The sequence below is a fragment of the Bacillus sp. EB106-07-01-XG149 genome (assembly GCF_058791555.1).
Map to the genome: position 1 here is coordinate 34,012 of NZ_JBYTDP010000008.1, position 21,167 is coordinate 55,178.

Consider the following 21,167-nt stretch of genomic DNA (forward strand, 5'->3'; position numbering starts at 1 on the left):
TCATACACTTTCTTAAGGGAAAGTGTAAGGAGGGAAAATAATGAGAGCAAGTGACGATAAAGCACTGCAATATGCGATTGCGGAAATTACGGAAATTGCGACTGGATTTGGGCTTGATTTTTATCCGATGCGTTATGAAATATGTCCAGCAGAAATTATTTATACATTTGGTGCATATGGGATGCCGACGAGGTTTTCACATTGGAGTTTTGGAAAACAATTTTTCAGAATGAAATTACAATACGATTTAGGTCTTAGTAAAATATACGAACTCGTTATTAACTCTGATCCATGTTATGCCTTTTTATTAGATACGAACTCGTTAATTCAAAATAAATTAATTGTAGCGCACGTTTTAGCACACTGCGACTTCTTTAAAAATAATATTCGTTTTTCAAATACGAAGCGAGATATGGTAGAAAGTATGTCTGCAACAGCTGAACGTGTGAAAGCATATGAGCATAAGTATGGAAAGGCAGAAGTAGAAACATTTTTGGATGCCGTACTTGCTATTCAAGAGCATATTGATCCATCGCTTATGCGTCCGAAACTTGCGTGGAGTATTGAAGATTTAGAAGAGGATGTAGAAAAGAAAAGGATATCACAGTACGATGATTTATGGAATTTAGATGATCGAAACAAAAAGAGAGAACGACCTAATATGCATAAAAAGAAGAAAATTCCGCCGCAACCAGAGAAAGATTTACTACTCTTTATTGAAGAATATAGCCGTGAGCTAGAAGATTGGCAGCGCGATATATTAACGATGATGCGCGAGGAAATGTTATATTTCTGGCCGCAGCTTGAAACGAAGATCATGAACGAAGGTTGGGCTTCGTACTGGCATCAACGCATACTCCGTGAAATGGACTTAACATCTTCTGAAGCGATTGAATTCGCAAAGCTTAATGCAGGTGTAGTTCAACCATCAAAAACAAGCATTAACCCATACTACCTCGGTATTAAAATGTTCGAAGATATTGAAGAACGCTACAATAACCCGACAGAAGAAATGAAGCGACGCGGTGTAAAACCAGGATCTGGTCGAGACAAAATTTTTGAAGTACGTGAAATTGAGTGGGACGTATCGTTCTTAAGAAACTACTTAAATAAAGACCTCGTAATGAGAGAAGATATGTACTTATTCCAGCGCCAAGGAAAAGAATATAAAGTAATAGATAAAGAGTGGGAACATGTACGTGATCAGCTCGTAAATATGCGTACAAATGGTGGCTTCCCGTACTTAGTAGTAGAAGATGGTGACTACTTAAAGAACGGAGAGTTGTACATTAAACATAGTTACGAAGGAATTGAGCTCGATTTAAAATACTTAGAAAAAGTACTGCCATATATTCATCAATTATGGGGAAGAACGGTGCATATGGAGTCGATTGTAGAGAGTAAGGGCGTTGTGTTTTCTTATGATGGGAAGATGGTGCATCGGAAGTATGTGTGATAAAAAGAACGGACATAGAATGCTATGTCCGTTCTTTTTTATTTGGAACAAGGTCAAATATGCTATTCTTGAAAAAGGGAGTTACATAGAGAAATGGAGCGATTCAAATGAGCAAAATAGGGGTATGCAAGGTGGATATTACGCCGCCTGTAGGTATTGATTTTGTCGGATACCATAGAGAGACAGGAATAAATAATATTGAAGAGTGTATTTATGGGACAGTTTTTGTATTTGAAAAAGATGAGACGAAAACTGTGTTTATAAGTATTGATAATATTGGAATGTTAGTAGAAGATACAAATATGGTTCGTGAACAAATAGCGAGAGAGCTTCATATATCATTTGAGCGAATAACTGTTGTTTATACACATACACACTCTGGTCCGGAAACAGTCGGTGATCATCCTTTAATAAAGTCGTATAAAACGATTTTAGTAAATAATGTAGTGCACGGTGCTGTTACTGCGAATAACAACTTGAGGCCATGTGAAATTGGCTGGAGTGTTACGACAGGTTATATTGGGGTAAACCGAAGAGAGAGAACATCTGATGGAAGAGCGAAGATGGGAACAAATATAGAGGGTGTTGTAGATAAACGAATTGGCATGTTAGCCATAAGAAATGCTGAAACGAAGGAGCTATCTGGGATTATAGTATTTTGTACGGCACATCCGAATGTGTTAAAAGGTGATAGCGATGTACTATCGGCGGATTATCCGGGAATGACGAGAGAGATTCTTGAGAAAATCGTAAACTGTCCTGTTATTATTGTGCAAGGTGCTGCTGGCAATGTAAATGCAAAGTATCGCGGTTCAAGGGAAGCATTAACACAAATGGCTTACACGCTTAGTAGACATGTATTAACGATGTTGCCAATAGTTACATATAGCCCAATTGTAAGTTTAAGAACAGTTTCAAGTACGATGCAAATGAAGTTGAAAGATATTCCTGAAATTAATGAAATACGAAGCATGGCTCAATTAGCTGAGAAGCAGTGGGATGTGAATACGGATGAATGGCTTACTATAATTTTAGAGAAATATAAGCAAGGTATTCGGCAGTTACGTATTGATTTAGAAGTTCAACTGTTTCAAATTAATGATGGTATGTTCTTTGGTATACCGATGGAACCTTTTTCAGAAACAGCTTTAGAAGTGAAAGAGCGTCTTCAAAATGAAATAGCTTTTTTAGGTGGATATACGAATGGATATATTGGTTATTTACCGACAAAAGAAGAGTTTGCATATGGTGGGTACGAAGTAGAGCTAAACCCTGTTGTATATGGGCCTGTTACGAATTTATTGATGCCACCGGAGGAGAATACGGCAGAATTAGTCGTGCAGAGAGCTATGGAATTATATAATGCGTAAAATATAGACTCTTGCATATTTGATATGAAATTTAAAAGAAGCAATAATTATTAATAAAACTGTAGAAAACGAATCCATTTTGAAAGGGACTGATCAAAATGGATTCGTTTTTATATGGAGTTTTTGCTTACCAAACAGGTCGTATATTTGATGATAATTTCTCTGTATTTTCTTTAGTAACGAATGTTGTTAAATCTTCCTTGAGCATTTGCATTCGTTCAGTACCTATGTTTTCAATCCATCGTTGCTCTATTTCAGCTACTATTTCTTCTTTCGCTTTCATTACAGCTAAACCTCGTTCGGTTAAAATAATGATTTTACCTCTTTTATCAGTAGGATGCTTTTTGCGCGTGACATAACCACTATTTTCAAGAGAATCGATCATTTTACTTACAGCTTGTTTAGAAACTCCTAAATACTCAGCCAATTCTATACCGGTTGCTCCATTAGGAAGGATACGTTTGAACATAAAGCCGTGTGCTGGCCTAATATCTTCAAATCCCAATTCACTTAATCTGTCATGCAGTTCAGTAATTAATGTACTGAAAGATAATGATAAAAGTGAAGTAAGGTCTAGTTCGTTAAATGTTTGATGATTCATGTATAACCTCCACAATTGTAGTCAATTAAGTTGACTATATATAAAACCTATTGTACTATACAGGATATAGTCAATCAAATTGACTATATCCTGTATAGTACAAATAATGATTTATATAAATAGAATCAACGGAGGTTTCACATGGTTAATATCGTAAAAATTAGAGGGAGTGTATTTGCACCGTATGCGTTGCTGAAGCCTATTAAGGATGCTGCAACAGGAAGAGTTTTTGAATACGCTGGAGATGCACGTGAATTTACACCATTCGCTGTAAATACAAAGCGTTCAAGATTAGAACAAGAAGTGATTGTTGATTTTTATAAAAGAGAAATTTTCACATATGTAGATGCTTGCATCGTTACTGTGAAAATTACAAATTCAGATGGTTCAATTGAGTATCAAAAAGGAGAAACAAGTACAGAAAATATTGTATGTACTAATATCGTATGGGGCGAGGATGAAGTTTCATTTGAAATGAGAGCAAGTGCAAGTAATCCGTTAAATGCAGCGGCACCCGCAGCAGATTATTTTTTGGTTATAAGAGTTAATACAAGTGGCATTGTGCATATTGAAGGTTTACATGATGGTTTCCCTTGCTATGAATTTTATAAACAAATAGACTTTCGTTCATTTGAAAAAATATATACACATGATTTCAGAGAAACGAATGATACCCCAGCAGCACTAGCTGGAGAAATGGAATATAGCTTTAAAACGAAAATCTAGCTATAAATATAGCGTCATTTTTAAGAAGGAAGTAGCCAACGTAAAAGAGAAAGATTTTAATTATGTGGCTGAAATGGTGTTTTTTTATTAAATAATGCAGTATATAAAATTAGAATTATAGAGGTGTTTCTTATGACTAATATCGTAAAAGTTAGAGGCAGCGTATTTATTCCAATGTCTTGGACAGAACCGAGGAAGGATATGGAAACAGGAAAAATAATTCAATTCGAAGGTGATTCACGCGAATTTACACCACATGCGGTAAATACTATGCGCTCTAGAGTGGAGCAAGAGGTAGTAGTGGATTTTTATAAAGAAGAAGTGTTTTCATATGCGAACACGGGTATTACGACAGAGAAGGTTACGAATCCAGATGGTTCTGTGAATAAAAGAACAGGAAAAGCGAGTACTGAAAATATTGTGTGCACTAATATCGTATGGAATCCTGATGGTGTGCAATTTAAAATGAGTGCGAGTGCAAGTAATCCATTAAATATATATGCACCTCCTGTAGATTATGTATTACATGTATGTGTGAACAAGGATGGTAGTATTGAGATTCAAGGGGAGCATGATGGATTCCCTTGTTTTGAATTTTATAAGCAAGTAGATTTCGGTTCATTTGAAAAAATATATACACATGATTTTAGAGAAACTGGTGATACAGCTGCAGCACTAGGTGGAGAAATGGATTATAGTTTTACAAGGAGTTTATAAGAAGTAAGATAATAATGCAGTGTAGTTGAGAAATGCAAAAGTCAATAAAATCAGTGACTTTTGCATTTTCACTATACGTTAGAAAGTTTCAAAAAAATAAAACGCTTTACAATATACCCTTTAGGGTATATGTTATTATACAAAGTTACAAAGTAATGTATAATATAGTTATAAATACGGAGGTGGTCTACAGTGGAATATAATCAAGATATGAAAAATAGATTGAAACGTATTGAAGGTCAAGTTCGTGGTGTACTTCGTATGATGGAAGAAGGAAAAGATTGCCGAGAGGTTATTACACAGTTAACGGCATCTCGTTCTGCACTTGATCGTACAATTGGACTTGTTGTTGGAACAAATTTAGAGCAATGTTTGCGTGAACAGTTTGAAAGTGGTAATGGTTCAAATGAAGAGTTAATTAAAGAAGCTGTTCAATTACTTGTAAAAAGCCGATAATCTGTCAAACGTAAGTGTTGACAGATTATCAAAAACATTTTAATATACCCCTACTGGTATATGTATATGAGTTATGGAGGAATCGACTATGAGTATAAAAGTGAATAGGAGTTTAGACTGTAAGGGATTGGCTTGTCCGATGCCGATTGTGAAGACGAAGAAGGCGATGGAAAGTCTCGCATCAGGGCAAGTGATTGAAGTTCAGGCAACAGATAAAGGGTCTACTGTAGATATACAAAGTTGGGCGAGTAAAGTAGGTCATCAATATATCGGGACGAAACACGAAGGAGATCTATTGATGCATTACGTTAGAAAAGCACACGAGCATGAAGTGAATGAAGTAGTGAAATATCCTCAAACAATTACAAATGCGGAATTGCAAAATATATTATTAAGCGGTGAAGAGTGTATTGTATTAGATGTTCGCGAAGCAGCGGAATTCGCCTTTGTTCATATTCCAGCGGCTATTTCAGTTCCAATAGGCGAACTAGATAGTGCAGTATTAGATCAGATGAAACAAATATATGTTATTTGCCGAACTGGTAACCGTAGTGATATAGCTTGCCAAATGTTGAAAGAGAAAGGGTATTTAAATGTGAAAAATGTCATTCCAGGTATGTTAGAGTGGCAAGGGGATGTGGAAAAGTAAAATTTTTTAAATGAAAATATACCTAAGGGGGTAATTAGATGAGTGTTAAACCGTTGCATACAAAAGATGTCGCAGAGAAAGTTTTATTTGGAGAGTTGTTTATTTTAGATGTTCGTAATGAGACGGATTATGAAGAGTGGAAAATTGAAGGGAAACAAATTTCTTCTATAAATAAACCATATTTTGATTTGTTAGATGGTGTAGATCATATTGCAAGTGAATTACCTAAAGATAAAGATGTTTTAGTAGTATGTGCAAAAGAAGGGTCTTCTATATTTGTGGCAGAGCAATTAACAGAGGCCGGATTAGAAAATATTTATTATTTAGCTGGCGGTATGAAAGCTTGGAGTGAATATGTGAAGCCGTTAAAAGTAGGAGATGTACAGGGCGGAGGAAGTATATATCAATTTAACCGCCTTGGAAAAGGCTGTTTATCTTATATGGTCGTTTCAAATGGTGAGGCAGCAGTTATTGATGCAGTCAGAACAATTGAAGCATACGAAGAGTTTGCGAAAGAGCATGGCGTTACGATTACGAATGTAATGGATACACATTTACATGCAGACCACATTTCTGGAGGACGTAAGTTAGCGGAAAAAGTAGATGGTACGTATTGGTTACCGCCAAAAGATGCGGAGGAAGTTGTTTTCTCATATAAGCCGCTCGTTGAAGGAGCTGTCATTACGATGGGGGGTACTAAAATTGAAATTGACGCATTATACTCACCGGGGCATACGATTGGGAGTACATCATTTATTGTAGATGATTTCTATTTATTATCAGGCGATATTTTATTTGTAGATTCAATTGGGCGTCCAGATCTTGCTGGAAAGGCTGAGGATTGGGTGAGTGATTTGCGAGAAACTTTATATGACCGATATAAAGTATTATCTCAACAATTAATCGTGTTACCAGCTCATTATTCAAAAATAAGTGAAATGGATGAGAATGGTGTTGTGAGCGCAAAGTTAAAAGATTTATTTGCGTATAATGCAGGACTAAATATTGAGGATGAGGGAGAGTTTCGTAACGTTGTAACGGAGAATTTACCACCTCAGCCGAATGCTTACGAAGAAATTCGTCAAACGAATATGGGTAAGATTCATCCGAGTGTGGATGAAGAACGTGAAATGGAAATTGGTCCAAATCGTTGTGCAGTTCATCAATAATAAAATAAATAAAAAATGGAGGAATAGATGATGAATGTAAAACAAGTATTAGATGCGAAAGGTTTAGCATGCCCAATGCCGATTGTAAGAACGAAGAAAGCGATGGATACTTTACAAACTGGAGAAGTGTTAGAAGTACATGTAACAGATAAAGGGTCAGTTAAGGATATTCCAGCGTGGGCAAATAAAGGTGGTCATGACATCGTAAAGCATGTAGAAGAAGCTGATGTGCTAAAGTTTTGGATTAAGAAGGCGTAGCATGTTTATAAATGTAGAGAGGTTGGTTATATGAATACAATATTAAGTACGCTCTTCATTGTACTTGCTGCAGTGTTTGTTATTTCACGTTTTTTACCGGTAAAAGATGTTCAAAATATAAGTGGAAAAGAATTAAAGAGTATAGCGGGGAAAAAGGAGAAACAATTTATCGATGTTCGCACAGTAGGTGAATATAGAGGAAATCATATGAAAGGATTTCAAAATATCCCGCTAAATGAGCTAGTGAGTAAGGCAAATCAGTTAGATAAAAATAAGGAAGTAATCGTTATTTGTCAGAGCGGGATGAGAAGTAAGCAAGCAGCAAAAGTATTAAAGAAATTAGGATTTCAGCACGTTATCAATGTTTCGAGTGGCATGAATGGTTTGTAAGGAGGCAATTTAAAATGAAAGAAATGACAGTAAAAGAATTAGAAGGAAAATTGTTACGTAAAGAGGCAGTAAATATCGTAGACGTACGTGAAGTAGAAGAAGTAGTCGAGGGGAAAATTCCAGAAGCAAGTAATATTCCACTAGGACTATTAGAATTTCGTATGCATGAGTTGGATAAACATAAAGAATATATTATCGTTTGTCGCTCTGGCGGAAGAAGTGCAAGAGCAGTTCAGTTTTTAGAGAGCTACGGTTTTCAAGCAATCAATATGGTAGGTGGTATGTTAGCGTGGGAAGGGAAAGTCGTATAGTACAGAGATAAATGATTTGAGTCTTTTTATAAATAATAAAATACCCCTATAGGTAATTGGAGGGAGCACAACATGGAGCAACAGAATAAAACAACAATTGTTTTATTTAGCGGAGATTATGATAAGGCGATGGCTGCTTATATTATTGCAAATGGTGCAGCGGCGTATGATCAAGAGGTGACTATTTTTCATACTTTTTGGGGATTAAATGCTTTAAGGAAAGATGAACATGTGAAAGTAAAGAAAACTTTCATAGAAAAAGTATTTGGAAAAATGATGCCACGTGGTGCAGATAAGATGGGCTTATCAAAAATGAATTTTGCCGGTATGGGACAAAAGATGATTAAAGGTATTATGAAAAAACATAATGCGATGCCTTTACCAGATTTAATGGATTTAGCGAAAGAACAGGGGATTAAACTTGTAGCTTGTCAAATGACGGTAGATTTATTAGGGTTAAAAGAGGAAGAGATTATGGAAGGGGTAGAGTTTGCAGGAGTAGGAGCTTATTTAGCAGATGCTTCGGATGGGAATGTAAACTTATTCATTTAAATCACCTTCTTTTTAGAAGGCGGGGGATATAAGGTGAGTTTAGTCGTATTACTTTTTATAATTGGGTTTATAGGATCGTTTATATCAGGAATGGTTGGAATTGGCGGTGCGATTATTAATTATCCAATGATCCTATACATTCCGGTATTGCTAGGATTTACTGGTTATACGTCACATGAAGTGAGTGGTATTACAGCGGTGCAAGTATTCTTTGCAACTTTTGCAGGTGCATGGGCTTATCGGAAAAGTAATGATATGGATAAAACGCTAGTTGTGTATATGGGAGCTAGTATTTTAATAGGAAGTTTCATAGGGAGTTTTGGTGCTAACGTATTAGAGGAACATACGGTCAATGTTGCTTATGCAGCGTTAGCAACAATTGCTGCTATTATGATGTTCGTACCGAAGCGAAATAATGGTGATAAAGTGAAATATAATAAACGGTTAGCAAGTTTGCTAGCGTTTATTGTAGGCGGAGCATCAGGCATTATAGGTGCTGGCGGTTCTTTCTTATTAGTACCGATTATGTTAGTTATTTTAAAATTGCCGATACGTACAACAATAGCAACATCTATCGCTATTACGTTTATTTCCTCAGTAGGGATTACGACTGGAAAAGTGATAACTGGTCAAGTAGTTGTAATTCCAGCTCTTATTATTGCGGTTGCAAGTATCTTTGCTGCGCCGCTTGGAGCGCGAGTTGGGAAGAGGATCAATCAAAAAGCATTGCAATATATGTTATCGATTTTGATTGTAGGCACTGCTGTTAAGATGTGGATTGATATGATATCGAAATAAAAGGATGGTGCTGCTTGCAGCCCATCCTTTTATTTATGCCCAAATAACTTTCATTAAATTTTTATATTCGTCATTTGCTAATTTATATAGCATTCTCGTATGTTCAAAGACAAGTGCTGGATTAAAGTTTGGTTCTGAGAATGCAAGAGATGCTGAAATATCAATTGCATTTTGCTTGTTTAATGTAAATTTTGCAAATCGATAAGATGTGTTTAATTCATTGATAACATGCAAAATATCATTTGTTGATGTTGCATCAGGTACGTGAGCAACATTGAAGCAGTATATATCTACAGTAGGATGTTCGTTTTGGAAAGCAGCGATAAGTTGAATTTTTGCGCCAGCTTCTGTCTCTAATCCTACTGAAAAATGAACAGAACCATCATTTTCATCTATATTTTCTTCCATGAATATATCGTTTGATTTTAAGTAGTCTTTAAAATCTGAGATGTTGTGTTTTACTGCAGCTTTCATATGTATGAGCCCCCTGATAATTGGAATAGATTGCTACTATTTATTATAATTTAAAAATATTAAAAAAGATAGTTAGAAAGTTCTGATTTTTAATTATGGAGAAATAAAAAGAAGCAGTACTCTACCTCCATAGAGAACTGCTTCTTTTTTATTCATTGTCGTTAGACGATGTTTCTGTTTCTTCACTGCTATTTTTATTCTTATTTTTAGATTCGTTGTTACTTGATTCGCGTTCACTTGAATTTTCCGACTTAGATTCTTTTGTTTTCTTTGAATCAGAGTCTGTTTTTGTATATGCAGGTAATCCAAGGTGAGTACGAAGTTCGTTTGTAACAGTTGCTAATTCTTTTTTATCTGGATTGTAGTAATACGTTCGGCCGCCGCCAGCAGATTTGCTACATGTATCGTCACCTTTTTCCATATAGCAGTCTTCACCTTGAATTTGTAATTTCTCAATTTCCGAGTCCGATCCGTACTTGTAGAATGAAAGCATATCATCGAATGTTAAGTTAGTAACGAATTGTCCGTTAATATCATCAATGATGTTACCAACTTTTGTTACAGATCCAACGCTTGTTAGTTTCTTTAAAATAGCTTCAATAACGAGTTGTTGACGTTGTCCACGCATTGCATCACTATCGATGTGGCGCGTTCTAGCAAGGGCAAGAGCTTCTTCACTATTTAGCTTTTGAACACCTTTCTTCAGGTGAATCGCATCAGCAGTATCATTACTATCTTGTTCAGTAAATTCAACTGGTACATCGACTTCAATACCACCTAAATCGTCGACAATTTTCATAAATGACTTGAAGTTAAACTTTACAAAGTAATCAACGGGAACATTCATTAATTTTTCAACTGCATCAATACTTGCTTGTGGTCCACCATCTTTTCCGTTTTTAGTAGAACCGTATGCATGAGCGTGTGTAATTTTATCTTTTTTCTTTTCCACTGGAATATAAGTATATGTATCTCGTGGAATACTTAATAGTTTTACAGTTTTGCTATCTTTATTAAACGTTGCAAGTAGTAGTGCATCCGTTCTTATAGCTTCTCCATATTCTTTCCCGCGGACATCGCTTTCATCAACACCCATGATTAAGACGGAGACGTTATTTGTGATAGGTTTTACAGCTTTATCACGTAAATCAGATTTATCACCGCGCGCTAAATCGTGTGCGGCATTTCGAACAGCAGAAGATGCTTTATTTACTAAAAACCAAGTATAACCGCCACCTATTATTAAAAAGAATAGAATAACGCTTATAATAATTTTTGTTTTTTTCTTACTTTTTTTCGGTTTACTGCGTGTATTTTCTTGCAAAGATGGGTTTTGCTCCATTTCTTGTACTCCTTCATTTGAATTGAAATACGACACTCATATCCACTTATTATAATGAAATTTAGCGAAAAAAAACATTACAAATCATTTACATTTCGTAAAAATTCAATTTATTTATAAAAAGTCAGATTTCTATATTTTATTTTTCAGATGTAGAATAAGTATAAGTTGTTTTAGTGAAAATGAAAACATGTATTGTGAGAAAGTTATAGAGAAGTAAGATTTGTTGAAATATAGCCAAGAAGAAATGAGTAGGTTTACTTCTTTCTTCTATATAATAAAGAAGAAATTTACGGATAAAGGAGAGAGCATAATGAATCATACATCATTCCGAGCAATCGTTGTGAACGAAACAGAAAGTAAGCAGTTTGTAAGAAACGTTGTAGAGAGAGAAGTAAGTAGTTTACCTGAGGGAGACGTATTAATACAGGTTCATTATTCTTCATTAAATTATAAAGATGCTCTTTCAGCCACGGGTAATAAAGGTGTTACGAGAACATATCCTCATACGCCAGGGATTGATGCAGCAGGAGTGGTTGTGAGTAGTGCAGATGAAACCATTAAGGTAGGAGACCAAGTTATTGTAACGGGATATGATTTAGGTATGAATACTTCTGGTGGTTTCGGAGAGTATATTCGCGTGCCAGCATCTTGGATCATCCCTTTACCAGAGGGAATGTCATTAAAGGAAAGTATGATGTACGGGACAGCAGGTTTTACAGCTGCTTTATCAGTATATAAGCTTATTGGAGCAGGCATAACGCCTAGTATGGGAGATGTTTTAGTAACGGGTGCAACAGGCGGCGTAGGGAGTGTAGCTGTTAGTATTTTAAGTAAGCTAGGATTTAACGTAGTAGGAGCGACAGGGAAAATGGAAGAGGAAGAGATGCTACTACGTCTAGGAGCGAAACAAGTGATTCATCGTACGGAGTTGAATGATGAATCAGGAAGACCAATGTTAAAAGGGATATACGCTGGAGTTATCGATACTGTAGGTGGACATATGCTAGAAACCGCTTTAAAAACGGTAAAGTATGGTGGTTGTGTAACGACATGCGGTAATGTGGCAGGGCAGGAATTACAAACAACGGTATATCCGTTTATTTTGCGAGGCATAAGTCTTTTAGGAATAGATTCTGTGCAATGCCCAGTGGATGTGAGAAGAGATGTGTGGACGCTCTTAGCAAGTGAATGGGAAAATAATGAGTTACTATCTTATACAGAAGAATGTACATTGGAAGAGTTAGATGAAAAGTTTACACTTATATTGCAAGGAAAGTTAAAAGGAAGAACGGTTGTAAATATGAAATGAAAAAAGAGACGCTTAAGTTAGCGTCTCTTTTTTATTATAATGATTGTTTTAAATTGATTTTACCTTGTTCACCTAAAACACCATCAGCGATATTTACAGCGTGATCACCGATACGCTCTAAGTTACTTACCATATCAACGAAGATGATACTTGCATCACCTGAACAGCTACGTTCGTTTAGGCGTAATACGTGACGTTTACGAAGAACACGTTCCATTTGGTCGATTTTGCGTTCTTTTGCAATAACTGTTTGAGCTAATTCAGTATCGAAGTTTGTTAAAGCTTCGACTGCGTCTTGTAATGTTGAAATCGTTAATTCAAGCATTTCATTTAGTTCAGCTAGTGCTTCGTCTGATAGTGAAACGCGGTTTGAAATTTGGAAATCTACAAGTTCTACTAGGTTTTCTACATGATCACCAACACGTTCAATATCTCCAACCACACCAGCTAAAACGGAGTGTTTTTCAGAGTCTGAAGGTGAAAGCGGCTTTTCTGATAGTAAAACTAAATACTCGGTAATTTTTTTATCTAAATTGTTAATAGCTCCTTCTAATTGAGTAGCCATGTTTTCGTGCTTTTTGTCTTGTGTATTTAAATATTGATTCGCTTCTTTTAAGCCGTGTAATGAAAATTCAGCCATACGCACAACCTCTTTTTGAGCTTCAGTTAAAGCGATAGCTGGAGATTGCTCAATAAAGATTGGATTTAAATGTTGTGGTTTGAAGTTAATAGATGAATCTTCACCACGAATGATTTTTGTTACGATCCATGCTAATACTGCAATAAATGGGAACTGAATGATTGTATTTGTTACGTTAAATGTTCCATGTGCAAATGCAATTGTCATTTCTGGATTTAAGTTTAATGAAGTTTGGAAATATTGGATTAAACTTGTAAATGGTACCAATAAAATTGTAAAGATAATGGTACCGATAATATTAAAGATAACGTGAACTAATGCTGCACGTCTTGCGGCAATTGAAGTACCGATTGCTGCTAATACTGCTGTAATTGTTGTACCGATGTTATCACCGAACAATACAGGAAGAGAAGCTTGTAAATCAATAGCACCTTGACCGAATAGTTCTTGTAAAATACCGATTGTTGCGCTTGAGCTTTGTACAATTAAAGTGAACACTGTACCGACAATAATTCCTAAAATTGGATTGTCACTCATGCTAACCATTAACTCTTGGAATGACTCTAAAGAGCGAAGAGGTTTCATACCTGCGCTCATTAATTCTAAACCGAAGAATAACATACCAAAACCGAATACAACTTGACCTACAGAATGTACTTTTTTATTTTTAAAGAAGAATAGTAAAATCGCTCCAACTGCCATAACTGGGAGCGCATATTCTCCGATTTTAATTCCGATAATAAATGCAGTAACTGTCGTTCCGATATTCGCACCCATAATAACACCGATTGCTTGTCTTAATGTCATAAATCCGGCACTTACAAGTCCGACTGTTAAAGCGGTTGTTCCTGAACTTGATTGGATTAATACAGTAACTAACATACCTGCTAGTACACCCATAAGTGGGTTTGTTGTAAAGCGATCTAAAATATCGCGAAGACGATCACCAGCTGCTTGTTGCAGTCCATCGCCCATGTATTTAATCCCGAATAAGAAAATACCTAATCCACCAATGAACTGGAAGATCATATCTTGAACATTATATTCCACGCATTCCACTCCTTAAATTTCATGTACGCTGTAATTATTAACTAAACCTTGAGGCACTGTAAACGGTTTGCTAGTAAAATTTACACTAAATTTACAAAGTGATAAAAAGTTTACAAATCTTTAAAGAAACACCTGGATTTAATTGGTTTTTTAGATGATATATCTAATCAGTTTGTAAAAAAGTCACAGTTGTCACACTATTCTTGGATAGTAAAAATAGGAGAGGTGAACTATCCAAATTGGATGCGCTAAGTAGAGGATCACCTTATTTATACTAATAGTTCTTTACATATTTTTTGATTAAAGTTAGAAAAATATGTAGGGGAAATGGGGAGGTTTGAAATGGGTTTATTTAATGAAAGTAAAAAACGATTAAATTATTTTAAACTGTTTTCTTTTGAGATGCTCGCAACAATAAAAAAGAGCAATTCGCATATGAATTTGCCCTGTTTTTTTATGTTGAAAAAGTTTGAGTGCTTCGTATTGTAAAACTATGTATAGTGTTCTTCTTTTATTAGGAGTGTTCGTTATGTTTCACATTTATGACGACATTTCCCTTTTTGTGTCCTTTTTCTACATATATATGAGCTTCAACAATTTCCTCAAAAGTATATTGCCTATCAATGATCACTTTTATTTTACCGTTCTCAACAAGTTCTTTAAGGAAATTTAATGCTTCGGAAGTTTCAGGTGCGTTTTGACTTAATATGAGTTTCATGCGACTTGTCAATTTAGTCCAGAGCATTTGGGCACTTGGTAACGGTTCAACGATATTTATATAGGTACCATCTTCCTTTAATATTTTAATACACTCTGAAAAGGAGCTCCTGTTTACCGCTTCAAAAATAACATCATAAGTTTCGTCTGTAGTAGAAAATTTTTTTGTGGTGTAATCAATTACTTCGTCAGCTCCTAGAGATTTGACCAATTCTAAATTGGAGGTACTGCACACACCTGTAACTGTTGCACCGAAATACTTGGAAATTTGTACTGCATAACTTCCGACACTTCCAGAAGCTCCGTAAATAAGAACGTTTTGGCCGCTTCGAACATTAGCTTTCCTCAGGAAAAATAAGGCTGTACGTGCCCCGATTGGAATGGCCGCGGCTTCTTCATAGGTTATATTGGAGGGTTTCATACATACTGGTCCATCTTCAGCTATACAAATGTACTCAGCATAAGAACCGAAATTTGCTTGGGTAGCAGCAAAAACTTGATCTCCTATTTTAAAACGAGTAACGTCTTTTCCTACTGATTCAACTTCACCAGCCAATTCCATTCCAAGTATTTGTTTTTTCGGTTGTTTAATACCAAGTGCAATGCGAGCAGGTAGCCAAACAGAAGAGGGAACTGTAAAACTTCTTGAGCGAATATCTCCTGCTGTTACGGTTGTCGCTTTTATTTTTACAAGTATTTCGTTTTCTTTAGGACTAGGTTTCTCTACCTCTTTCAATTGAAGAACGTCGGGGGGACCATATTTTGTGTACACTATTGCTTTCATCAACATTTCCTCCAATTCGTTGTATATATTAATAGCATACGAACAACATGAATAAATAGAACGGTGGTTCACCTTTCAATACAATGCAAAAAGCAGTGTGATTTTTGGAGAATCCACTGCCTTTTGCATTTTTATATATATGATGTTTTAGTTTAATTACTTTGAAATAGAACGATTTAACACTATCCAACGGCTTTTTCGTTTGTTTTATCGTTCTGCTTTTGTTTTCGTAAGCTTGTAATGTAAATGAACAGAAAAGCAATAAGTAATAGAGAAGAATAACGGTATACAGTCGCATAGTTTGTAAAATGTGCAATGAATCCGAAAATAATCGCTCCCGCACCAATTCCAAGGTCAAATGCTGAGAAGAATGTAGCTGTTGCGACTCCTCGTCGGTGCGGTGCTACTCGGTCGATCATCCATGCTTGTAGTGCAGGTTGAATCGCTCCAAAACCACTTCCGTAGCATGCTGCTGCAATAATTAAACTCGGAATGGTAGTTGTATACGACAATAAAATAATACCTGTAAACGTAATGATAACCCCTGGAATAATAACGAATGCATGACCTTTCGCATCGTATAACTTTCCAGAAAACGGACGAGTGACAGCGATTGCAAGTGCATTAAATAAGAAGAAGAGGCTTATATCAGCAATTCCGACTTCCGTAGCAAATAATGTAATAAAGCTCCCGATTCCGCCGTACATTAATGTAATACATAATATTAATAATGAAGGAAGTAAAGCTTTGCGCTCAATAAATCCATCGAGAAAAGTACCAGATGTTTGCTGTAGTGGTTGCGGCGATTTTTTGATTTGAAGTAGTTTCGTTAATATTAATGAAACAATTGTACATGAAAGTGCACATAAAAAAAGAATCGTGAAGTTATATGTTTGCATGAGCCAAAGTCCGATAAGTGGACCGAGTGCCATTGCAATCGTTCCGGAAAGGCCGAAATATCCCATGCCTTCACCACGGCGAGCTTGCGGAATTAAATCTGAAACGACAGTTCCATATGTAGTCGTTGTAATACCAAAGCCAGCTCCGTGTAAAATTCGCACGGCAAGCAATAGGAAGATGGTTGAAGCGAAAAGATAACTACCCATAGCGAGTAAACAAATAGCAGTACCGATCATTAAAATGATTTTTTTATTAAATTTTTGCAAGGCATTTCCAGTTAGCGGTCTAACAAAAAGTGCCGCCACGGTAAACATGCCTACAACAAATCCGATATTGGAACTTGTGCCGCCAATTTCTTTCACATAAACAGGTAAAGTAGGAATTAACATTTGAAACCCTAAAAACATACATAAGTTTGCAAAAATTAAAGCGACAAACTCTTTCGTCCATAACGATTCTCGTTTTACGAGTATTGCTTCTCCCATATATTCATCCCCTATATAAAATTTTCCCGCTATTAACGGGCAGTAAAACTCCCACCTCAAAATCCGGCTTGAGCAAAGAAGTTAGGTGGGAGATCAACTGCCCGTAAATGCCCGATCGGTTCAACTAATAATCAGTGGGGGATGAACACCCCCCTCACTGATTAAAGTTTCACTTTATCTCTTTTCTTTCGAGTATATGTATTGGTCAATGTAACAGTCAAGGAAGGTGACTTGAAAACGTATAACAATTTTCGAGGTGGAAAAACTGACAAATTTGTGTAAAAGCTACACAACTATGAAAAAAAGTTGTAAAGTATAGATGTATAGACTTGTAGTTGTTATGAATGATAGAAATTGTTTTTTCTTTAAAGAAAGCGGATTCAAAAAGTAGTGAATGAGAAGGGGATATATACTTTTTCACTACATACATTTGAAAAGGTTTACAAAACAATGAAGAAAGAGGCGTGTACATATGAGACGATTAGGTATTTCTATTTATCCAGAACATTCAACGGTAGAGAAAGATAAGGAATATTTAACATTAGCAAGTAAATACGGATTTACTCGTGTATTCACATGCTTATTGTCTGTAGATGGAGAAAAAGAGAAAATTATAGAAGAGTTTAAAGAGACAGTCTCTCATGCAAATGCATTAGGGTTCCAAGTATTAGTTGATATTAGTCCGTCTGTCTTTACACAATTAGGTATTTCATATAATGATTTATCGTTCTTCCATGAGTTAGGAGCGTACGGCATTCGTTTAGATGTCGGTTTCTCTGGTTTAGAAGAATCGATTATGACTTACAATCCATACGGCTTAAAAATTGAAATTAATATGAGTAACGGTACGAAATATGTAGATAACATTATGAGCCATAGACCAAACCGTGAAAATTTAATTGGTTGCCATAATTTTTATCCGCATCGTTATTCAGGATTATCATACGATCATTTCATTAAATGCTCGAAACAATTTAAAGATTACGGTATGAGAACGGCTGCGTTTATTTCATCCTTTGATGCAACGTACGGACCTTGGCCAGTAACAGAAGGCTTATGTACGTTAGAGCAGCATCGTGAATTACCGATGACAACACAAGCGAAGCATTTATTTGCGACAGAATTAATTGATGATGTTATTATTGCGAACGCGTATGCATCAGAAGAAGAATTACAAGCACTAGGTGCATTAAATAAAGAGAAACAAACATTTGATATAGGATTATATGATACAACAACAGAACTAGAAAAAATTATCGTATTAGACGAGCCTCATTTTTACCGCGGGGATGTATCTGAATATATGATTCGTTCGACACAAAGTCGTGTGAAATATAAGAAAAAAGAGTTCAAACCGCATAATACACGCGAAATTAAACGCGGTGATCTTTTAATTGATAATGAACAGTATGGTCAATATAAAGGTGAATTACAAATTGCTTTAAAAGATATGGTGAATACAGGAAAAACAAATGTAGTTGGCCGAATTGTGGAAGAAGAAATTTTCTTATTAGATTATTTACAAGCATGGGATAAATTCGGATTTACATTAAAGAAATAGATAAAATGAAAAAGGAAAAAACTACTGACCTCAGCAGCTTTTTCCTTTTTATATATAAATTGTGAGAGGAAGAGCTATGACAAAAGTGCATCAGCGATTAATTTCTATTTTAGAGGAGTTTTTAGAAGAGAAATCGATGTTAAATCGAGCTTTTTTAGCGAGCCGTTTACATGTATCAACGAAGACGATTCAAAAAGATATAAAATTATTAAATGATATATTGGAAGAAAACGGAGCGAAAATTGAATCGCAAAGAGGGACTGGATACGAACTAGAAATTATACAAACGAAGAAGTTTGAAGAGTTTTGCGTGGATCTATTTCAAAAACAGACTGAAAAGATCCCGACTTCTTATGAAGAAAGGATAGCGTACATCCTGCAACGTATTGTAACGACAGAGGGATATGTGAAGCTTTCACAGTTAGCAGAGGAGATTTATGTGAGTAAATCGACTGTAAATTTAATTATGAAAGATGTTACAGATATATGTGGTCGTTATCAATTACAAATCGAAAAGAGACCGTATTATGGTATACGTATTGTGGGAGAGGAGTTTCATATTCGTTCTTGTTTATCACAATATGGTTTACCGCGTTATGACCATACTCCGTTTCATGAGCAATTTGAGCAGATGGATACATATTTATCGTTACCTCATATCCCACTTATCCGTTCGGTTATATTAAAGTATATTGAGGGAGGAACGATATATTTATCAGATATTGAAATTGATAATTTAGTCATTCATATTGCAATTGCAATAAGGCGTTGTGAAGATCAACATTATATGAAAGGACTGAATACGGAGCAATCAGAACTCATAATAAAGAAAGAATATACAATTGCGAAAGAGATTGTAGGGGATTTAGAGAAAGAGTTGCATCTTTCATTTCCAGAAGAAGAAGTTTTATATGTGACGATGCATTTATTGAGTACTGCTGTTACAGCGAGAGATCGTTATGAAAATGTGGAAGAACTATTAGGGAAAGATCTATATGCATTTATGCAACATATTCTTTTTAAAGTAGCGGAAGAACGGAATCTTATTTTTTATTATGATGAAGAATTATTATTTGGATTTGGTGTTCATTTAAAAACGTTATTAAACCGTTTGAAGTATAAGTTAAATACGAGAAATCCTCTTTTGGCAGAAGTGAAAAAGAATTATCCGTATGCTTTTGAAATTGCGGTTCTCGTTGGAGATATAATTGGTGATTATACGGGAGAATCGATTCCGGAAAGTGAAATTGGTTATATTGCGACTCACTTCGGGGGAGCGATGAGTCGTTTACAGGAACAGAATCAAAAGAAAAGATGTTTACTAGTTTGTGCGACTGGTCAAGGAAGCGCCCAGCTATTGAAATATAAAATTCTATCACAGTTCCGAGATAAATTAGAGATTGTAGGGATTACAGGTTATTATCAATTGAAAGTGGAAGACCTTTATAAAGAGAAAATAGATTGTATTATTAGTACGATTCATATACCGAGTGGTTTGCCTGTGCCTGTTATAAAAGTGAACTCAATATTTGATGATAAAGAGATTAAGTCAATCGGTCAGCAGTTGTTTACGCATGTGAATACTAGTGTGCAGCAGTATATAAAGGAAGATTTGATCTTTTTAAATCATAGCGCTTCTACGAAGGAAGAGGTTATCCAATTTTTATGTGAGAAAGCTGCTGAGAAAAACTATGTACCAGAAAAATTTTATGATTCTGTTAAGGAAAGAGAGAATACATCTCCTACAGCCGTTGGGAATTTAGTTGCAATTCCACATCCGATGCAGTTATTAAGTGAGAAAACATTTTTGATGTTTTGTACACTTAATAAAGCGGTTGACTGGGGAGATAAGAAAGTACAAGTTATTATTTTATTTAGTGTAAAGCGCAATAATAATGAAGATTTACAAAAGCTTTATGATTTTTTATATGATATTATGTCTAGTCAGCATACGATAGAGAAATTAACTAAGGCTGGAATGATTGAAGAATTTCAAGAGATTTTACTATCGTTTTGAAAAAGTATATAAAAACTTCCGTTACACAACGGAAGTTTTTTATGTTTAATTGTATGCGTTTTCATAATAAGATAACAATATAGAAAAAAGATAGCTTGGGGGAATTTAAAATGACTGATATGCAAACTCCATTTGCGTTAATTTTACATGGTGGCAATGCGAGAAGCGCGGCGCTTGAAGCAATTGCTTTTGCAAGACAAGGAGATTTTGAGAATGCGAGTGAAAAGATGACACTTGCTAGTGAAGAGATTTCAGCAGCTCATCGCATTCAAACAGACTTAATTCAAGAAGAAGCAAGAGGAAATCATGCAGAAATCAGTTTACTGTTAGTACATGCACAAGATCATTTAATGAATGCAATTACAGTGAAAGAACTTGCTGAAGAATTTATTACTCTTCATAAACGAGTAGAAGAGAAAGTGACAGTATAAG

22 protein-coding genes are annotated in these 21,167 nt (G+C 35.5%); 16 read left to right on the forward strand and 6 right to left on the reverse strand.

Annotation, left to right across the window (positions count from 1 at the left end):
• Window positions 1-40 precede the first annotated feature (40 nt).
• Together spoVR and AC3WTA_RS24255 are read left to right on the forward strand one after the other, a co-directional pair.
• Window positions 41-1,456 (forward strand): stage V sporulation protein SpoVR, encoded by a 1,416-nt coding sequence (gene spoVR, locus AC3WTA_RS24250; protein ID WP_001202706.1) that lies wholly within the window; start codon window positions 41-43, stop codon window positions 1,454-1,456.
• 107 nt (window positions 1,457-1,563) lie between these two features.
• Window positions 1,564-2,826 carry a neutral/alkaline non-lysosomal ceramidase N-terminal domain-containing protein gene (locus tag AC3WTA_RS24255; RefSeq protein ID WP_002096838.1) on the forward strand — a complete coding sequence of 421 codons (1,263 nt, stop codon included), beginning with the start codon at window positions 1,564-1,566 and terminating at the stop codon, window positions 2,824-2,826.
• Between the two features lie 127 nt (window positions 2,827-2,953).
• On the opposite strand, the gene AC3WTA_RS24260 is transcribed toward AC3WTA_RS24255, so the two are convergent.
• Complete coding sequence (locus tag AC3WTA_RS24260) at window positions 2,954-3,427, reverse strand: MarR family winged helix-turn-helix transcriptional regulator (RefSeq protein WP_001016465.1); 474 nt, start codon at window positions 3,425-3,427, stop codon at window positions 2,954-2,956.
• A gap of 141 nt (window positions 3,428-3,568) precedes the next feature.
• Here AC3WTA_RS24260 and AC3WTA_RS24265 point away from each other — a divergent pair, with 141 nt between their 5' ends.
• The 10 genes from AC3WTA_RS24265 to AC3WTA_RS24310 all read left to right on the forward strand — a co-directional run bounded on the left by AC3WTA_RS24265 (window position 3,569) and on the right by AC3WTA_RS24310 (window position 9,453).
• Entirely contained in the window at window positions 3,569-4,153 is a 585-nt protein-coding gene (locus AC3WTA_RS24265; RefSeq protein ID WP_000247255.1) for a DUF3238 domain-containing protein, read from the forward strand.
• A 132-nt stretch (window positions 4,154-4,285) separates the two neighbouring features.
• Entirely contained in the window at window positions 4,286-4,870 is a 585-nt protein-coding gene (locus AC3WTA_RS24270) for a DUF3238 domain-containing protein (protein ID WP_088107441.1), read from the forward strand.
• Between the two features lie 192 nt (window positions 4,871-5,062).
• The gene (locus tag AC3WTA_RS24275; RefSeq protein WP_000456206.1) at window positions 5,063-5,326 is read left to right on the forward strand and encodes a metal-sensitive transcriptional regulator; all 264 of its coding nucleotides are present in this window, start codon (window positions 5,063-5,065) and stop codon (window positions 5,324-5,326) included.
• Window positions 5,327-5,399: 73 nt separating this feature from the next.
• Window positions 5,400-5,975, forward strand: coding sequence for a sulfurtransferase TusA family protein (locus tag AC3WTA_RS24280; RefSeq protein ID WP_098656112.1), 576 nt, complete (start codon window positions 5,400-5,402; stop codon window positions 5,973-5,975).
• Window positions 5,976-6,013: 38 nt separating this feature from the next.
• Window positions 6,014-7,144 (forward strand): MBL fold metallo-hydrolase, encoded by a 1,131-nt coding sequence (locus tag AC3WTA_RS24285; protein ID WP_492333051.1) that lies wholly within the window; start codon window positions 6,014-6,016, stop codon window positions 7,142-7,144.
• Window positions 7,145-7,171: 27 nt separating this feature from the next.
• Window positions 7,172-7,402, forward strand: a complete 231-nt coding sequence (locus tag AC3WTA_RS24290; protein WP_002070570.1) for a sulfurtransferase TusA family protein — start codon at window positions 7,172-7,174, stop codon at window positions 7,400-7,402.
• Between the two features lie 30 nt (window positions 7,403-7,432).
• Complete coding sequence (locus AC3WTA_RS24295) at window positions 7,433-7,792, forward strand: rhodanese-like domain-containing protein (protein ID WP_001092314.1); 360 nt, start codon at window positions 7,433-7,435, stop codon at window positions 7,790-7,792.
• A 14-nt stretch (window positions 7,793-7,806) separates the two neighbouring features.
• A complete protein-coding gene (locus AC3WTA_RS24300; RefSeq protein ID WP_000661820.1) occupies window positions 7,807-8,103 on the forward strand; it encodes a rhodanese-like domain-containing protein in 297 nt (98 codons plus the stop codon).
• Window positions 8,104-8,175: 72 nt separating this feature from the next.
• Window positions 8,176-8,655: a DsrE/DsrF/DrsH-like family protein gene (locus AC3WTA_RS24305; protein ID WP_000437754.1), complete on the forward strand. Its 480-nt coding sequence runs from the start codon at window positions 8,176-8,178 to the stop codon at window positions 8,653-8,655.
• A gap of 33 nt (window positions 8,656-8,688) precedes the next feature.
• Complete coding sequence (locus AC3WTA_RS24310; RefSeq protein WP_098656113.1) at window positions 8,689-9,453, forward strand: sulfite exporter TauE/SafE family protein; 765 nt, start codon at window positions 8,689-8,691, stop codon at window positions 9,451-9,453.
• Between the two features lie 33 nt (window positions 9,454-9,486).
• Here AC3WTA_RS24310 and AC3WTA_RS24315 read toward each other — a convergent pair whose 3' ends face one another.
• Both AC3WTA_RS24315 and AC3WTA_RS24320 read right to left on the reverse strand, forming a co-directional pair.
• Window positions 9,487-9,927 carry a hypothetical protein gene (locus tag AC3WTA_RS24315; protein WP_000642356.1) on the reverse strand — a complete coding sequence of 147 codons (441 nt, stop codon included), beginning with the start codon at window positions 9,925-9,927 and terminating at the stop codon, window positions 9,487-9,489.
• A gap of 148 nt (window positions 9,928-10,075) precedes the next feature.
• On the reverse strand, window positions 10,076-11,269 hold the full coding sequence (locus tag AC3WTA_RS24320; protein ID WP_000437422.1) for an LCP family protein: 1,194 nt from the start codon (window positions 11,267-11,269) through the stop codon (window positions 10,076-10,078).
• 313 nt (window positions 11,270-11,582) lie between these two features.
• On the opposite strand from AC3WTA_RS24320, the gene AC3WTA_RS24325 reads away from it, so the two are divergent.
• Window positions 11,583-12,581: a YhdH/YhfP family quinone oxidoreductase gene (locus tag AC3WTA_RS24325; RefSeq protein WP_001016995.1), complete on the forward strand. Its 999-nt coding sequence runs from the start codon at window positions 11,583-11,585 to the stop codon at window positions 12,579-12,581.
• Window positions 12,582-12,615: 34 nt separating this feature from the next.
• Here AC3WTA_RS24325 and AC3WTA_RS24330 read toward each other — a convergent pair whose 3' ends face one another.
• The 3 genes from AC3WTA_RS24330 to AC3WTA_RS24340 all read right to left on the reverse strand — a co-directional run bounded on the left by AC3WTA_RS24330 (window position 12,616) and on the right by AC3WTA_RS24340 (window position 17,157).
• Window positions 12,616-14,271 (reverse strand): Na/Pi cotransporter family protein, encoded by a 1,656-nt coding sequence (locus AC3WTA_RS24330; RefSeq protein WP_000456277.1) that lies wholly within the window; start codon window positions 14,269-14,271, stop codon window positions 12,616-12,618.
• 514 nt (window positions 14,272-14,785) lie between these two features.
• Window positions 14,786-15,772, reverse strand: a complete 987-nt coding sequence (locus AC3WTA_RS24335; RefSeq protein WP_492333052.1) for an NAD(P)-dependent alcohol dehydrogenase — start codon at window positions 15,770-15,772, stop codon at window positions 14,786-14,788.
• Window positions 15,773-15,954: 182 nt separating this feature from the next.
• The gene (locus AC3WTA_RS24340; protein WP_070168423.1) at window positions 15,955-17,157 is read right to left on the reverse strand and encodes an MFS transporter; all 1,203 of its coding nucleotides are present in this window, start codon (window positions 17,155-17,157) and stop codon (window positions 15,955-15,957) included.
• Window positions 17,158-17,629: 472 nt separating this feature from the next.
• Here AC3WTA_RS24340 and AC3WTA_RS24345 point away from each other — a divergent pair, with 472 nt between their 5' ends.
• The 3 genes from AC3WTA_RS24345 to AC3WTA_RS24355 all read left to right on the forward strand — a co-directional run bounded on the left by AC3WTA_RS24345 (window position 17,630) and on the right by AC3WTA_RS24355 (window position 21,166).
• Window positions 17,630-18,718, forward strand: a complete 1,089-nt coding sequence (locus tag AC3WTA_RS24345) for a DUF871 domain-containing protein (RefSeq protein ID WP_098656114.1) — start codon at window positions 17,630-17,632, stop codon at window positions 18,716-18,718.
• A gap of 76 nt (window positions 18,719-18,794) precedes the next feature.
• Window positions 18,795-20,735 (forward strand): BglG family transcription antiterminator, encoded by a 1,941-nt coding sequence (locus AC3WTA_RS24350; RefSeq protein ID WP_327965433.1) that lies wholly within the window; start codon window positions 18,795-18,797, stop codon window positions 20,733-20,735.
• 110 nt (window positions 20,736-20,845) lie between these two features.
• A complete protein-coding gene (locus AC3WTA_RS24355; RefSeq protein ID WP_000131328.1) occupies window positions 20,846-21,166 on the forward strand; it encodes a PTS lactose/cellobiose transporter subunit IIA in 321 nt (106 codons plus the stop codon).
• Window position 21,167 lies beyond the last annotated feature (1 nt).

Bases quoted from the DNA above. Each gene is read 5' to 3' on its own strand.
- AC3WTA_RS24285 (WP_492333051.1), top strand. From the start codon at position 6,014: ATGAGTGTTAAACCGTTGCATACAAAAGATGTCGCAGAGAAAGTTTTA.
- AC3WTA_RS24260 (WP_001016465.1), bottom strand. From the start codon at position 3,427: ATGAATCATCAAACATTTAACGAACTAGACCTTACTTCACTTTTATCA.
- AC3WTA_RS24290 (WP_002070570.1), top strand. From the start codon at position 7,172: ATGATGAATGTAAAACAAGTATTAGATGCGAAAGGTTTAGCATGCCCA.
- spoVR (WP_001202706.1), top strand. From the start codon at position 41: ATGAGAGCAAGTGACGATAAAGCACTGCAATATGCGATTGCGGAAATT.
- AC3WTA_RS24255 (WP_002096838.1), top strand. From the start codon at position 1,564: ATGAGCAAAATAGGGGTATGCAAGGTGGATATTACGCCGCCTGTAGGT.
- AC3WTA_RS24320 (WP_000437422.1), bottom strand. From the start codon at position 11,269: ATGGAGCAAAACCCATCTTTGCAAGAAAATACACGCAGTAAACCGAAA.
- AC3WTA_RS24315 (WP_000642356.1), bottom strand. From the start codon at position 9,927: ATGAAAGCTGCAGTAAAACACAACATCTCAGATTTTAAAGACTACTTA.
- AC3WTA_RS24325 (WP_001016995.1), top strand. From the start codon at position 11,583: ATGAATCATACATCATTCCGAGCAATCGTTGTGAACGAAACAGAAAGT.
- AC3WTA_RS24280 (WP_098656112.1), top strand. From the start codon at position 5,400: ATGGAGGAATCGACTATGAGTATAAAAGTGAATAGGAGTTTAGACTGT.
- AC3WTA_RS24345 (WP_098656114.1), top strand. From the start codon at position 17,630: ATGAGACGATTAGGTATTTCTATTTATCCAGAACATTCAACGGTAGAG.
- AC3WTA_RS24300 (WP_000661820.1), top strand. From the start codon at position 7,807: ATGAAAGAAATGACAGTAAAAGAATTAGAAGGAAAATTGTTACGTAAA.
- AC3WTA_RS24350 (WP_327965433.1), top strand. From the start codon at position 18,795: ATGACAAAAGTGCATCAGCGATTAATTTCTATTTTAGAGGAGTTTTTA.
- AC3WTA_RS24270 (WP_088107441.1), top strand. From the start codon at position 4,286: ATGACTAATATCGTAAAAGTTAGAGGCAGCGTATTTATTCCAATGTCT.
- AC3WTA_RS24265 (WP_000247255.1), top strand. From the start codon at position 3,569: ATGGTTAATATCGTAAAAATTAGAGGGAGTGTATTTGCACCGTATGCG.
- AC3WTA_RS24305 (WP_000437754.1), top strand. From the start codon at position 8,176: ATGGAGCAACAGAATAAAACAACAATTGTTTTATTTAGCGGAGATTAT.
- AC3WTA_RS24295 (WP_001092314.1), top strand. From the start codon at position 7,433: ATGAATACAATATTAAGTACGCTCTTCATTGTACTTGCTGCAGTGTTT.
- AC3WTA_RS24335 (WP_492333052.1), bottom strand. From the start codon at position 15,772: ATGAAAGCAATAGTGTACACAAAATATGGTCCCCCCGACGTTCTTCAA.
- AC3WTA_RS24355 (WP_000131328.1), top strand. From the start codon at position 20,846: ATGACTGATATGCAAACTCCATTTGCGTTAATTTTACATGGTGGCAAT.
- AC3WTA_RS24340 (WP_070168423.1), bottom strand. From the start codon at position 17,157: ATGGGAGAAGCAATACTCGTAAAACGAGAATCGTTATGGACGAAAGAG.